This window comes from Nocardiopsis sp. CNT312 (assembly GCF_000515115.1).
Lineage (GTDB): Bacteria > Actinomycetota > Actinomycetes > Streptosporangiales > Streptosporangiaceae > Nocardiopsis.
In genome coordinates, this window is the sequence record NZ_AZXF01000028.1 from 38,812 (window position 1) to 52,429 (window position 13,618).

General features: G+C 69.1%; 9 protein-coding genes and 1 tRNA gene. 5 read left to right on the forward strand and 5 right to left on the reverse strand.

Going from position 1 to position 13,618, the window contains the following annotated elements; all coding sequences use genetic code 11:
• Positions 1 to 64 precede the first annotated feature (64 nt).
• The 3 genes from orn (at position 65) to B042_RS25070 (ending at position 4,595) form a co-directional block, all read left to right on the forward strand.
• Entirely contained in the window at positions 65 to 715 is a 651-nt protein-coding gene (orn, locus tag B042_RS0113830; RefSeq protein WP_028648798.1) for an oligoribonuclease, read from the forward strand.
• A gap of 68 nt (positions 716 to 783) precedes the next feature.
• Positions 784 to 859: transfer RNA gene (locus B042_RS0113835), tRNA-His, on the forward strand.
• 700 nt (positions 860 to 1,559) lie between these two features.
• Positions 1,560 to 4,595 (forward strand): AAA domain-containing protein, encoded by a 3,036-nt coding sequence (locus B042_RS25070; protein WP_081748784.1) that lies wholly within the window; start codon positions 1,560 to 1,562, stop codon positions 4,593 to 4,595.
• Between the two features lie 56 nt (positions 4,596 to 4,651).
• Here the strand turns inward: B042_RS25070 and drmC are convergent, their stop codons facing one another.
• The 5 genes from drmC to B042_RS0113865 form a co-directional block, all read right to left on the reverse strand.
• Positions 4,652 to 5,473, reverse strand: coding sequence for a DISARM system phospholipase D-like protein DrmC (gene drmC / locus B042_RS24405; protein ID WP_051415688.1), 822 nt, complete (start codon positions 5,471 to 5,473; stop codon positions 4,652 to 4,654).
• Positions 5,470 to 7,344 (reverse strand): DUF1998 domain-containing protein, encoded by a 1,875-nt coding sequence (gene drmB / locus B042_RS0113850; protein WP_028648800.1) that lies wholly within the window; start codon positions 7,342 to 7,344, stop codon positions 5,470 to 5,472. The genes drmC and drmB overlap by 4 nt, the downstream gene beginning before the upstream one ends.
• Positions 7,344 to 11,042: a DISARM system helicase DrmA gene (gene drmA / locus B042_RS0113855; RefSeq protein WP_028648801.1), complete on the reverse strand. Its 3,699-nt coding sequence runs from the start codon at positions 11,040 to 11,042 to the stop codon at positions 7,344 to 7,346. Before drmA ends, drmB begins: the two co-directional genes overlap by 1 nt.
• A gap of 212 nt (positions 11,043 to 11,254) precedes the next feature.
• The gene (locus B042_RS0113860) at positions 11,255 to 11,608 is read right to left on the reverse strand and encodes a hypothetical protein (RefSeq protein ID WP_028648802.1); all 354 of its coding nucleotides are present in this window, start codon (positions 11,606 to 11,608) and stop codon (positions 11,255 to 11,257) included.
• A 117-nt stretch (positions 11,609 to 11,725) separates the two neighbouring features.
• Complete coding sequence (locus B042_RS0113865; protein ID WP_036555023.1) at positions 11,726 to 12,289, reverse strand: ATP-binding protein; 564 nt, start codon at positions 12,287 to 12,289, stop codon at positions 11,726 to 11,728.
• 225 nt (positions 12,290 to 12,514) lie between these two features.
• Here B042_RS0113865 and B042_RS0113870 point away from each other — a divergent pair, with 225 nt between their 5' ends.
• Together B042_RS0113870 and B042_RS0113875 are read left to right on the forward strand one after the other, a co-directional pair.
• Complete coding sequence (locus tag B042_RS0113870; protein WP_028648804.1) at positions 12,515 to 13,378, forward strand: helix-turn-helix transcriptional regulator; 864 nt, start codon at positions 12,515 to 12,517, stop codon at positions 13,376 to 13,378.
• Positions 13,375 to 13,617: a DUF397 domain-containing protein gene (locus tag B042_RS0113875; RefSeq protein WP_028648805.1), complete on the forward strand. Its 243-nt coding sequence runs from the start codon at positions 13,375 to 13,377 to the stop codon at positions 13,615 to 13,617. Before B042_RS0113870 ends, B042_RS0113875 begins: the two co-directional genes overlap by 4 nt.
• Position 13,618 lies beyond the last annotated feature (1 nt).

Here is a 13,618-nt window from a genome sequence, read left to right on the forward strand (position 1 = left end):
GCAAGGGCGGGCCCGACTCTTCCGCCATCAGCGACGGCTCGGCATACCGCCTAAGCTGACCGGTATGAACGACTGTCTGGTGTGGATCGACTGCGAGATGACGGGGCTGGACCTCGAAAGCGACGCTCTGATCGAGGTGGCGTGCCTGGTCACCGACGGTGAGCTGAACATCCTCGACGACGGCGTCGATATCGTGATCAAACCCCCGCAGGCGGCGCTGGACCAGATGGGCGACTTCGTGACGGACATGCACACCTCCTCCGGTCTCCTGAAGGAGCTGGAGCAGGGTGTGACGCTGGAGGAGGCCGAGGACCGGGTTCTGGAGCACATCCGGCGCTACGCACCCGAGCCCCGCAAGGTGCCACTGTGCGGCAACTCCATCGGTACGGACCGCACCTTCCTCGCGCGCGACATGAAACGCGTCGACGAGTACCTGCATTACCGCATGGTCGACGTGTCCTCGATCAAGGAGCTGCTGCGGCGCTGGTATCCGCGTGTGTACTACGCGAGCCCGGAGAAGAACGGCGGCCACCGGGCCCTGGCCGACATCACCGAGAGCATCCGTGAACTGCGGTACTACCGGGCCGCCGCTTTCGTGCCCGAACCCGGCCCGAGCACCGCCACTGCACGCGCGATCGCGACCGAGGTGGTCGGCGGCGGCACCGGCGCGGCGGCCCGGAGCGCCGCCGCGGAACGCCACGACGGTGAAAACTGATCGAAGCACTGCTCCGTATCCGCTAGGATTCTGGATGTACGCCAAAGCTGTCAGGCAAGGCGGACGTGGTGGGTGTAGCTCAGCCGGTAGAGCACTTGGTTGTGGTCCAAGAAGTCGCGGGTTCAAGTCCCGTCACTCACCCCAGAGCCGACAAGGCCCTGACCAGCGCAAACGCGCGCGGGTCAGGGCCTTTCGCGTTGCCGGGGGTGCACCAGCGGGTGCACGGGGGCAAAGATCCGCCCGGTGAGTGCCCTCCGCCCACCCCGTCACTCACGCCGCAGGCAGGGTGCACGGACCGGGACACCGACCGACATCCCTGAACACACGCACACGAACCGACCACAGCAACGCCCAGGCCGAAGGTTCTCCGAGATCCTCCACCGATTCCCTTCGCTTCGCCGCCCACCCAAGCGATGGTCCACCCATGGCAACCATCAACCAGCGCACACTGGCCGACGGGCGCACCCGCTACTGGGTGAAATGGCGCCTGGGCGGCACCCGCACCGGCGCACCCCAGTCCGAACCCTTCGACACCCACGCCGACGCCCACACCTTCCGCCTCCACGTCGAAACGGCCGGCCACCACTGGCCCGGGAAAAGGAGGCCGGCCTGTTCACCGAAGCCCAGGTGCCCGACCTGCCGATGCCCGAGGGCTACAAGCGGTCGGCCCTGGACCGGTTCCCCCAGTCACGCATAGGAACGAGAGACGAACATGTCCGGCTTCATGCCTTGTGTGTGCAAACTTGATCAACTGTCCGCATCAGGACGCCTGCGGAAAGTCACCGCCCTGGGGCATACTCCTGAACGCCGGTTCCCCCAGTGCTGACGACGCCGAAAGGGCCCAGTGACTTCCCCGAGCACACTCCCCGAACCCGCCGACCAGTTCCTCACCGCCCTCGCCCACGAGGTCAGGGCCCAGTTGGCCGACGACGCCAGCTCCAAGGAGAAAGTCGCCCTCAAGGACGGCGAACGCGTCCGGGTCGGCGACAGCGACCATCCCCACGAGTACCTGTTCTCCTGCACCCGCTGGAAGGACTCCTTCGACTCCGACCGGCTTCTGGTGCGCCTCTCCCGGTCTCGCCGCCCCTGGCAGCACGCCGCGGCCACAGCCCACCCCGACGGGAAGATCCTCGTCACCACGGAGGCCGACCTCGGTGACCGCCCCGGAAACGTCCAACTCCGCGACGACGAGACGCGGTCTCTGACCGCCCTCGCCGACCGGGTCCGGGACTGCGAGCAGCGCCCTGGGCCGGTGAACGTGGCCACCGCAGCCTGGATCCTCGGAGACGGTGATCCCTCGGTCGGGGTGCTGGCCGGCCCGCATCGATACATCAGCGGGTACCAGGACATGAGGCTGAACGAACAGCAGCGCCGTGCCGTGGAACAGGCCCTGGGCAGCGATATCACCTTCATCTGGGGCCCACCCGGCACCGGTAAGACCGATGTGGTCTCTCTCATCATCGAAGGCTCCCACGGTCTCGGTGAACGGATCCTGTTCTTGGCGCCCACCCGGGTGGCCGTCGACCAGGCGCTGGAACGGGTCTGCGAACGGCTGGAAGGTGAGGACGGCTTCGACACCGGTCTGGTACAGCGGGCCGGGGACATCGAGGTCGCCTCGCTCAGGGAACGGTTCGGCTCGATGATCGATCCGGAGATGATCGCCGGACGACTGGGCGTCGACCTGTCCGCCCGGGCCGAGGAACTGGAGGAGACCCTCAAGATCGCCGCAGCCCAACGCCTCGCACACGAACGCCTCACCCAGGCCGAGGCGGAGCTGGGGATCGGATGTTCCCTTGCGGGGAAACTCACCGACGAGATCTCCCACCACCGGGCTCAACCCGCCCGTACCCAAAAGGAACTCGACCAGGTGGCCGCGAGCATCAAGGCGATCGGCACACCCTCGGGACCGTTCGCCAAACGCAAGGCCGAGCGGCTGGCCCGCCTGCTCGAGGAGCGGGACCGCCTGCGCAGCACCCTCGATGAGGACCGGCTGCGGCTCGACGCCGCCGTCGCGCGACTGGAGGACATCAACACGGCGATCACCGAACGTGTCCGGGAACGGGACTCCGCTCTGGAAGCCACCCGCGGCCTTCCTGCCGCTGAGGCCGTAGAGGAACTGATCGGCCAGGCCGAGGAGGAGCTCACCGAAGTCCGGAAGGAGCTCGACGGGCTGCTGGCGGCGGTCCACTCCCGGTGCCGGGTCATGGGCACGACCCTGTCGAAGGCCCTGCAGAGCCGCCGCCTCATGGACGAGGTGGATACCGTGATCATCGACGAGGCCGGCATGGTCGACCTTCCCTCCGCGTGGTGTGCGGCCGGGTTGGCCGACAAGCGTGTCGTCGTCGCCGGGGACTTCCGCCAGTTGCCCGCCATCACCCAGGCATCGGGGTCCCGGGCGCTCCAGCCCGAGGAACAAGAGCACTCCCGGCAGTGGATGGACCGGGACGTCTTCCACGCCGCGGGGCTGGTCGCCCCCTCCGGTCGGGTGCACGACGATCCGCGCCTGGTCGGCCTGAACACGCAGTACCGTATGCGCCCCGACATCTGCACCGTGGTCAACCAGGTCGCCTACCGTGACGCTCCCCTGGCCACCGGACGCCCGGACGAGTCCCGGCTAACGCACTCACCGCTGGTGGACCACTCGGTGGTTCTGGTGGACACCTCCGACAGCCGTGTCCATGTCGGCGGCACGGGTCGGCACAAGTCCAACCAGGTGCACCAGGCCGTCATCCACGAGCTGGTCCGCGGACTCCAGTACGACGGGGTCCTCCCCGGGCGCAAGCACGAGGATCCCGTCTCACCGGAGCAGCGTATGGCGGTCATCTCCCCCTACCGGGACCAGGTCAAGCACCTGCGCAGCAGCCTGAAGTACCGGTTCGGCCAGGAGTACGAGGGGCTGGCCGACACCGTACACCGCTTCCAGGGCAGTCAGAGGCCCCTGGTCATCGTGGACACCGTGGCCGGCGCCGGGGACACGCCGGGCTACTTCTACAGCGGCACGGGGATGTCCTCGTCCACCGCACGGCTGCTCAACGTGGCGCTGAGCCGGGCCCAGGACCACCTCGTAGTGGTCGCCGACGTCGATTATCTGCGCGAACATCTGCGGCCGGGCAGCGAGACCGTGATCATGCTCGACATCCTGGAGGAGTCGGCCCAGCGGATCCCCGCCCAGGAACTGGTTCCCGTCCGCAGCGCCGGGGACCTCGTCGGCCTCAGCGAGGAGGAGCTGCGCCGTCCCGCCTTCTTCCCATCTGACGAGGTGACCAGGGCCTTGGAGTGGGACCTGGCCCGAGCCAACGAGAGCATCGAGATCTACTGCGCCTTCCTCAACAAGGGCCCCGTCGAACGCTGGCTCAAGCACCTGGCCCCGCGCATCGACCAAGGGGTGCGAGTCACCGTGTTCACCCGGCCGGTCGGTGACAACCAGGACAAGAACGCCGAACGGCACGAGGCGCAGATCCGGCGCCTGCAAGAACAGGGGTGCGAGGTACGCCCCCGCGAGCGGATGCACGAGAAGGTCGTGGTGCTGGACGGCACGGTGCTCTGGCACGGTTCCCTGAACCTGTTGTCGAGCAACGGGCCCACCGACCTGATGATGAGGTTGACCGACCCCGACGCCTGCGATCGGGTCCGGCACATCGTGGAACGGGCCCGCCGGGACCAACCCCTGCGACACGTCCGTCAGGCCCAGAGCGGGCAAGTGGCCCCCGCGGACGCCCCCGGCATCGGCGAGGTGGTGGGCGACCGCCTGTACCTCAAGGTCCCCTTCGGCGAGAAGGACGTGGCCAAGCGCGAGGTCAGCGCCCGGTGGGACAGAGAGGCCCGCCTGTGGTGGGTACGCCCGGACACCCCGAGGGAGAAACTCACCCGCTGGCTGTGAGGTGTCGTCCGTGCCCCGGGGCCGGGGCACGGACGGCTTCCGGTTCCAGACCCCGATCACCCCGCAGGGCCGTTGCCACAGGCGCGTTCCAAGGGGCCGTCAGGCCCCATGAGTGCACGAAAGTGGCTCACCAGTCGCTTGACCTGGGACGGGTCGCGGACCAGGACACCCACTTCGATGTTGTGGTGCAGGGCGTGCCCGGTGAGGTTGGCGCTGCCCACGAGGGCCTTGCCGGTGTCGGCGGCCACCAGCTTGGCGTGCATGGACGCCTTGCCGTGGGCACCACGGCGCGCCTCGGGCCACCGCCACAGCCGGACCTGGTCGGCCATGTGCGTGAAGGGGGCCTTGAACGCCTTCAGCGCCCCGGTCCTCTCCTCCAGCAGCACGTCCACCACCACTCCGCGTTCGGCCGCCGCGGTCAGCTCCTCCACCATCCGGGTCGAGGGGTGGTGGGCGTAGCTCACCACCAGCAGCCGCTCGCGCGCCGACCGGATCACCTCCTCCAGCGCGGCACCGGTGGTGCGCGCGGCGCTCTTGTGCAGTGCGGAGCCACCGGACGGGCCGGTCGCCACGACGCTGGAACGGCGTTGTTCGGCACGCTCCACAGCGGCGGCCGCACCGAGCAGGGCCAGGCCCAGGGCCTCACCGCTCAGGTGGGGCCGGCGGTGCCAGAGCCGGGCCAGGTCGGCGGCGTGGTGACCCATACCCGCCACCGGGTGGGCATCGAGCAGCACATGCTCCACCTGCCCGGGATCGGTGCCCTCCACCAGGGCGGAGGCCCATCGCCGAACGGCGGTGGGGTTCAGCCGTCCGGCGAGTTTCGCCAACTCCAGGGCCCAGCGTTCACGTTCCGTCTCTTGCGCGGGGTCCGGGGTCACCGGAAGTACCCGAGCCCGGCAGGCAGGTCCTGGGAGATGGTGCCGACCAGCAGGGCGCGGTCCAGGTAGTGGTTGTTGCGCTCGCAGGAGGTCTCGGAGGCGAACAGGCACACGTGGCAGGCGGCCCCGTGCAGGCGGGCGTGGTCGTCGGGGTCGTGCTCGGCGCACAGGGGGTCGGAGCTGCACAGCCGGGCGGCGTCCAGGGCGTGGTCGATGAGCAGTCCCAGCCGGTCCGGGTCGGCGCCGAGGGCGACGAGCCCGCCGAGGGTGCCCTCGCTGTCAGGAGCGGCGGTGTAGAGCAGGATGCCCGCCATGGCGTCGGATCTGCCGCGCGCGTACACCTTCTCGGCGATCCCGGAAGCGCTGTACCCGGCTTCCAGGGAGAGTTCGCGGATGAGGCAGTGGGCGAGCGAGTGCAGCAGCACGTAGCGCACCCCCGGCCAGTCCGCGGGCGGCAGGTTGCGGGCCTGGCGCCAGCGTTCGTGGCCGCCGGTGAGCTGCTTCTCCCGCTCCTTGACGGCCGGGGCCGACTCCCACGCGGCCAGGGGTTCCTCAGCGAAGCGCAGGAAGATCCCCTCGCCCCGCTGCTCGGCGCAGGGCACCCACTCGGGGGCTTGGGCGGACAACGGGGCGATGCGGTTGTCGTCGGTGGTGACCACGTCGAACTCGGGGGCGTCCACCCGGGTGAAGCCGTACAGGGCACTGACCACGCGCAGCCGGGGCACCAGCACCACCTCCGCCAGGCGCTCGCGGTGGTTCTTCGCCACCCTGCCCACGTGCTTGGTGGTGAAGTCGGGCAGGTCCACGTCCTCGGGCCGGATGAAGGCCTCCCACTCGGGTCCGGCCAGGTCCACCTCCCCGTCCTCCCCCGGCGGCGCCGTGTCATCCGACTGTGTACCGGCCGCCTGGGCCCGGACTTCGTCCCACACCGCGTCGAAGCCGAACTCTTCGAGGTCAGCCCAGAAGACCATCTGCCGGATCGTGTGCTCCACCTGCTCCTTCGGCAGGGCCGCCAACGCCCCGAGCGTGGTCATGTGCTCGGCGACGGCGTCCTTGAGCGCGGTGTCGCCCTGCGGCAGGCTGAAGACCCGCATCTGGGTGGGGAACCAGCTGTTGGTGGCGCCCAGCACCATGGTGCGGGGTTCCTGGTCGCAGGGCTCGAACGCGGCCAGGTGGGGGTGGCGGCCGCGGCAGCGGGGCAGGTTCACGGCGTTCTCGGGTCCGAACGCCTCTCCCATGGAACGGCCGCCGCCCTGGTTCGGGTCGTCGTTGCATCCCTCACAGATCACCAGGACGCTGGCGGCCTCACCCGTGGTGCCCCGTTCGACCAGTTTGAGGGTGTGCTCCCCCGTTTCCGGGACCCGGCCGCGGTGGGCGAAGTACACCCAGGGGAAGTCGTCCAGGTGCCCGGCTTCGCAGGCCATGACGAACCGGGCGGGGACGGCCGCGGGACGCCTGTTGCCCTCACCCCGGCAGCCGTGCACGTAGCGGGTCCGGTCCGGACTGTAGGGGGCGGGGATCAGGTCGAAGGCGCCCGAGTCCGCGGAGGACAGGCGGTGGCACTTGGTGCAGCGCAGCCAACGGGGGAAGGCGGACACCGGTACGCCGATCTTGGCCCATTCGTCGAAGACGTTGGCGGTGGAGGGCACCCAGGGAGGGCTGCGCAGCTCCTTGACCTGGGGTCCGAGTTTGCGCCGGACCGCGTCCAGGAGCCGGTCCTCCTGCAGGGGCGCGGCATGGGCGCTCTTCCAGGCGTCCAGCCCGCGCACCACCACGGACAGGTTCGGCAGGTCGACGAGAGCGCCGATGCCGAAGGTGTGCAGGAGCTGGCTGGTGCGCAGCTCACCGACACGGATAGGATCGTTGTTCATCACCGGGCCCCGTTCTGGTCGTCACCGGCACCGTTCTGGGCCTGGAAGGGGTGTTGGGTGTCCTCGCCCAGGCTGTCCTGGGGGTCGAGGATGAGCCGGATCCCCGGTTCCACCTCGCGCAGGGAGGTCGGGCAGGTGGTGGTGGCCCAACGGCCGTCCTCGGGGTGCCGGATCAGCCCCACGTCCTCCTTCTTGCTCCTGGTGTATCCCAGGGTGAAGCTCTCCAGGGTCTGCCGACCGCGCTTGTCGTTCCACAGGTCGAACCGGCGGTCGACCTCCTCCTCGATCGCACGGACCGTGGCCTTGTCACCAGTGACGTCACGGGCCCGCCGTTTGACCTCGGCCGCCAGGTGGTCGGCGGTGCGCCCGGTGCGGTCGAAGTGGCCGGCCCCGGCGTTCGGATTGAGGAGGGGGTCGTAGCCGCGGACCATGGCGATGAGCAGCCCGGTCAGGCCCCGGTCGATGGCGCGGGCCGCGAAGGGGGTGACCGACAGCGCCTCCACGTGGCGGTACAGGTTCGCGTGGAAATCGGCGAACTGTTCGTAGTGCGACAGGTCCCGGGGGCGCGCCCAGTTGTAGACGGTGAAGACGATGCCGGGGTGCCGGCGTCCGACCCGGCTGGTGGCCTGGATGTACTCGGCGGTGGACTTGGGCTGGCCGTTGACGACCATGGCGCCCAACCGGGAGACGTCCACGCCCACGGCGATCATGTTGGTGGCCAGCAGCACGTCCAGCGGCTGCGGCCCCTTCGCCTCCTGCTTGCCCCTGCCTTTGCCCTTTCCCGTGCCCTTCTTGGCGGCGGCGTTCAGTGCGGCCTGTTCGACGGCGTCGGGGAAGGGGACCCCGAGGCGGTCGAGGATGTAGGGGATGTCGCCGGAGTTGCGCCGGGAGGTGAGCTCCTCCACCCAGGGGGCGCGCCGCCGGGCCAGGCCGCGCTGGTCGGCGCGGCTGAGCCGGGTCGCGACGTCGTCGTCGACCAGGCGGCGCATCCCGCCCAGGTCACGCAGGCTGTTGAAGTAGCCGACCAGGGTCATGTACGGGTCGGTGATCTCGTTGTGGCCGTACTTCAGGTGCAGTTTCTGGGCCGCGGCCAGGACGGCGACGTAGACCCGGATCTGGGTCGACTTGATCCGCACCCCGTGGGCGCACAGCCCCACGTAGCGGCGCCCGTCGGCGGTGTGGGCGGCAGTGTGGTCGTCGCTCTGCCCCGGCACGAGGACGTCGCCGGGGTCGACGGGGCGCTGCCGGGAGAAGAACGTGTCCGAGGCGTCCAGGCCCTGGGGCGGGAAGATCCGGGTCTCGCCGCGTGCGAAGAGCATGCCGATCTGTTCCTTGGCGCGGCGCACGGTGGCCGTGGAGGCGATGACCTTGGGCCGTACCTTGTGGCGGGTCCTGCTGCCCGGCGCTGTGTACTCCCAGCCGGCGAGCAGGTCCACGGCGGTTTCGTACAGCCCCACCAGAGAGCCGAGTGGGCCAGTGATCAGGTGCAGCTCGTCCTGGACGATGAGGTCGGGCGGCCGGACGGCGGACGCGGGACCGACCTTGGCGATGGGCAGGTTGACACCCTTGGACACGGCCTTGTGCTGGAGGGAGCCCTCGCACACCTTGTCGTGCATCCGGCCGGCCAGGTACCCGTGCCGGGTGCAGTAGCGGGAGGCCCGACCGAACAGGCTCTGGGCCTCCCCCTTCCAGGTGAGCTGGGCGAACTTGTCCACGGTGGCGATGACCAGCGAGGGGACGAGCCGGTATATCTCCTCGTCCACCACGAGCACCGGCAGCCCCTCGCCGTCGCTGAGGTAGTCGCCGAAGGGGCACTCCAGGTCGGGGCAGATGATCCGGGTGCGCCGGGCCTGGCCCTCGGTCCCGATGTGCTTGCCGGGTTCGATGGTCGATCCGCACCAGGGGCAGCCCGTGAGCTGGTGCGGGGAGCCCTGACCGCCGCCGCCCCGGTTGGCCCGCTTCTCCCGGACCCAGTCCTGGGCGCCGTCGAAGGTGTTGGGGGTGACGCGGCCGCCGACCCACAGGCCCAGCCGGAACGGCACCGCGCCCCAGCGGCCCTCGTCCCGGCGGCGCTCCACCTCGCAGGCGCAGATGAGCGCGGCGGCCCGCTGGAACTGCTGGATGGTGAGCAGCCGGAGCGTGTAGCGCATCAGGACGGCCACACCGGTGTCGGAGTGCGGGGCGTTGCCGCTCTGGGCCGCGTCCCCGTGCTGGAGGCGGCGGACGGCCAGGGTGTAGGCGGTCAGGCCGAGGTAGGCCTCGGTCTTGCCGCCACCGGTGGGGAACCACAGCAGGTCGGCGACACGCTTGCCGCCGGGGCCGCTCCCGGAGCGTTCGGGGTGGGCGGGGTCGGTCAGGGAGGGCAGGTTCAGCAGCAGGAACGCCAGCTGGAAGGGGCGCCAGCTCCGGTTCTTCGGAAGGTCCGCCCCGTGCACCCGGGTGGCGATGGCGATCGTGGCGTCCCCCTGGGCGGCGATGCTCTGCACCCGCTGGCGGCGCATGGCCCGGTTCGCGAAGCGGAACGCGGCGAGCGCGACCGGGTCGGATTCGAGCAGGTCGATGGCGGCGGCGATCCGGCTCGCGGCGTGTTCGGCCTCGTCCATGTTGGCCTTGGCCTGGCGACGGAAGTCGCTGCCGTCGTGCCGCAGCCGGGATTCGGGGGCGTCGATGCGTTCCCGCTGCCGCCCGATCCAGGCCCGGTAGCCGTCGACCAGCGGGTCCAGCGCGGAACGGAGGGCGACCGCGCCCTCGCCCACCTGCCCGAGGAGCTTCATGTCGACCACGAGGTCGGCCAGCTCGGGCAGGTCCTCGTCCTTGTCGGCGCTGGGGACGTCGGTGTGGCGCAGTTCGTAGCCGGGGGTGGCGTTGGTGGCGACCCTGACCGCGCGCATCGGGTCGTCCACGGCGGTCCGGACGTCCACCGCGACGCTATGGCCGACCGCGAACTGGGCGTGGAACCGGTGGGTCATCGCCAGGTTGCGCTGTTCATCGCGGTCCCGCTGGTCACCGCCGGAGAAGTTCTCCGGCCGGGGGACGAACACCGGGCCGGCGCCGTCGGCGGCGGTCAGCGAGAGCTCGGCCTGGAAGAGCCACAGGTGCTGTTCCTTGCTCTTGCCCCGCTGGGCGTTGACGAGGAAGACGGTGACCAGCCTGCGGCCCTCGTAGGTGCGGACCCGTCCTCGCAGCACCACCCCGGGCTGTTCTGGGTCGAGTTCGACCGGTCCCAGGTGGCCGTCCTTCTCCGGCAGGCCGAGTGTGACGCCGGCGGTGTGCGGGAACCGGCGGTAGAGGCGGGCGCGGCCTTCGGGGGCCTTCACCTTGTCGTAGTGCGCCCAGGAGGCGTGGGCGTGCAGCTGGGTGGTGTCGGGTTCGACGCAGACGGTGAAGCCGTGGGCGCTACAGAACATGCTAGCCGCGGCGGGCACGTCCGCCCCGGGGTCGGCGCTGTCGGCCTCTCCGCTCCCCGCGGAGTCCTCGATGCCGGATTCGGCGAGGGTGTCCTGCTCGTCGGGTTCGATGACCGCGCCGTTGGGGGCGAGCCTGCCGAGGATGTAGCGGTCGGTCACCCGCTCGGAGGTGGGGAACTCCTCGTGCTCGTCACCCCCGATGGGGCCGTGGAGGTCACGGATGACGAGGTCTTCGAGTTCGGCACGGATCTCGCGGGGGGTGGGGGCGTGCAGCACCGTGTGGTCGGCCATGCACACAGGCTAGAGGAGCCCGGTGACAGGCGGACAGCGGAATTGGGACTTGGTACCGGGTGACGCCTCCCTCCCGGATGATCTTGCTACCAGAAGCTACTTCGGCACCGAAGTAGCTTCTGGTAGCAAGATCACGCCCACCTCAGGGGCTCCGTTCCCGGCCCGGTCGGTAGGAGCGCTGGGAACGGAGCCCCGGTGTCAGCCTCCGCGCGTCAGAGGCGGGGGTGGCCGGCCCGGTCCTGCGCCCACAGGTGGGCGAGCAGGTCATCCCAGCTCCTCGCCTCGTACAGGCCGCCGCGGGAGGCCGCCCAGAACGACTGCGTGCTCTCCCCGAACCACACGATCTGGCGCGGGTACCGGGCCTGGATCCGGGCGGCCCTCTGGTGTTCGAGGGCGAACTCGGCGCGGTGCCCGCCCAGGCGGGGCAGGGTCTGGGCCCGGCAGGACCGGCAGGTCTGGTGATCACACATCGGGCAGGCGGGTCCGACGAGCGGGCGACGGCGCGGCAGCCCCGGGAGGGGGCGGAAGTCGTCGGAGCGCCGGGGCTGCGGGATAGGGTGACGCATCAGATCCTCTTTTCCTTACCTATGCACGGTTTGGGTTCTTGGGGGTTCAGGGCCCGGGAAGCGTTGGCGCGCTCTCCTGGGCCCGTCTCATGCCATCGACACGGCGGAGTCCGAAGCTCAGTCGAGGGCGACGGTGCTCCAGCCGCTGCGGGTGAGGTCGTAGGCCAGGTACAGCCAGACGGTGCGGTACTCGGCGTTGCCGTTGTCGCCCCAGTCCGTGGCGCAGGCGTCCACCATGGCCAGCCCGCGCCCGGACTCGACGCCTGGGTCCAGTCCGTTGGAGGCGGGGGACAGCCGGGCGTCGCGGGTACGCAGCCCGCCCCGGTCGCAGCAGGTCAGGCGCAGTCCTTCCTTGTTTCGGCGTACGCGCAGGGTGTAGGTGCCACCGGGGCGGCCGGAGAGGCTGTGCCGGATGGCGTTGTTGGCCAGCTCGCTGCCGAGCAGGGTGAACAGATAGCGGTAGTCAGCGGTGCGGTCGGCCGCGCAGGTGTCCAGGAACGCGCGGACCAGGGGCATCAGGGCGGGGACCCCGGCGAAGTCGTAGCTGCGGGCCCGGTAGTTGGGCCGCTCGGGCCGTCCAGAGAAGTAGTGGCGCTGGAAGGGCCGGATGAAGCTGGCCAGCGGCACCGTGGCCTCGCCCTGAACGGGCACGGGGGCTGGTACGAGGACGGTTTCGGGCATGACGAACACACTCCTTGGCACAAAAACAAAGAAAAGGGGTGAATACGGACGCCCGTTGGAAGATTCATGGTTCCCATGACGCACAGAACGGGCCGGGCGTAGCCTGACCAGCGAGCACCTTGCGCAACTCGCTAGTCACCGACGACAGCCATCACTATAACTAGCAATCGTAGAGTTTTCAATGATCGTTTTCTACGACTGACGTTTTTTCGCTAAGGTGTGCGCATGACCGATTCCAGCAGCCCGACACTCCGCCTGCGACGTCTCGCAACCATGCTTCGCCAAGCCCGAGAAGAGGCCGGATACACAGCCACGCAGGTAGGCAACAAGTTCAAATGGAGCTCCGGAAAAGTCACTAAAATGGAGACAACGGAGACTAAACGCATAAAAGCGGACGATCTCGACAAGCTCATGGACCTGTACGAGATCACCGGGGCAGAACAGCGGGCATCCATGCATGCCCTCGCCAAGGACGCTCGACAACGTGGCTGGTGGTCCAAGTACAAGGAGGTTTTCACAGACCGGGCCCTGCCAGACTTCGAGGCGGAGGCATCGATGATCCGAACCTACGAAGCACAGATGGTCCCGGGTCTCCTTCAAACTCCTACCTATGCGGAGGCTTTGCTCCTGGGAGGGCGCTTCGGCAACCCTGAGATCATCAAGAAGAAGGCCGAAGCTCGCATGGTGCGCCGGGAGATCCTGACCCGCATCAACCCCGCCCGCTTCCGGGCCATCATCGACGAAGGCGCACTGCACAGGGCCATCGGAGGCCCCGAGGTTCTCAGGGAGCAACTCGCCTACCTGCACTACATGGCGCAGCTACCCAATGTGGACATCCAGATCCTGACCAGCGACACCGGTTCTCATGCCGGGCTGTGCGCGCCGTTCACCATCCTGGACTTCCCCGACCCGCTCGACCTCCCGATCGTGTACATCGACACCGCGTCCAACGGGCTCTTCCTGGAGGAACCCGAAGACGTTGAGGCACACAGTGCTATCTTCGGTGACATCCAGGGGTCTGCCCTGAACACCGTGCGATCTGCTGATCTCATCATCGACATCATGAAGTCCCTAGAGAGCCCCTCATGAACAACGCCCTTGAGTTCCGGAAGAGTAGCTACAGCGGACACGCACAGAACTGCGTGGAGGTTGCTCAGATCCCGACGAGCTTCCGGAAGAGTAGCTACAGCGGGGCTGGGCAGAACTGTGTCGAGGTCGCCGACCTCCCGCGTGGGGCAGCCATCCGGGACTCGAAGCACCCCGACGCCGGGCACCTGCCCTTCCCCCAGAGCGAGTGGACGTCCTTCCTCACCACCGCGCTCAAGTAGC

Coding starts and splice junctions, on each gene's coding strand:
- B042_RS0113865 (WP_036555023.1), bottom strand. CDS start 12,289: ATGCCCGAAACCGTCCTCGTACCAGCCCCCGTGCCCGTTCAGGGCGAG.
- B042_RS0113860 (WP_028648802.1), bottom strand. CDS start 11,608: ATGCGTCACCCTATCCCGCAGCCCCGGCGCTCCGACGACTTCCGCCCC.
- B042_RS0113870 (WP_028648804.1), top strand. CDS start 12,515: ATGACCGATTCCAGCAGCCCGACACTCCGCCTGCGACGTCTCGCAACC.
- orn (WP_028648798.1), top strand. CDS start 65: ATGAACGACTGTCTGGTGTGGATCGACTGCGAGATGACGGGGCTGGAC.
- B042_RS0113875 (WP_028648805.1), top strand. CDS start 13,375: ATGAACAACGCCCTTGAGTTCCGGAAGAGTAGCTACAGCGGACACGCA.
- drmA (WP_028648801.1), bottom strand. CDS start 11,042: ATGGCCGACCACACGGTGCTGCACGCCCCCACCCCCCGCGAGATCCGT.
- drmB (WP_028648800.1), bottom strand. CDS start 7,344: ATGAACAACGATCCTATCCGTGTCGGTGAGCTGCGCACCAGCCAGCTC.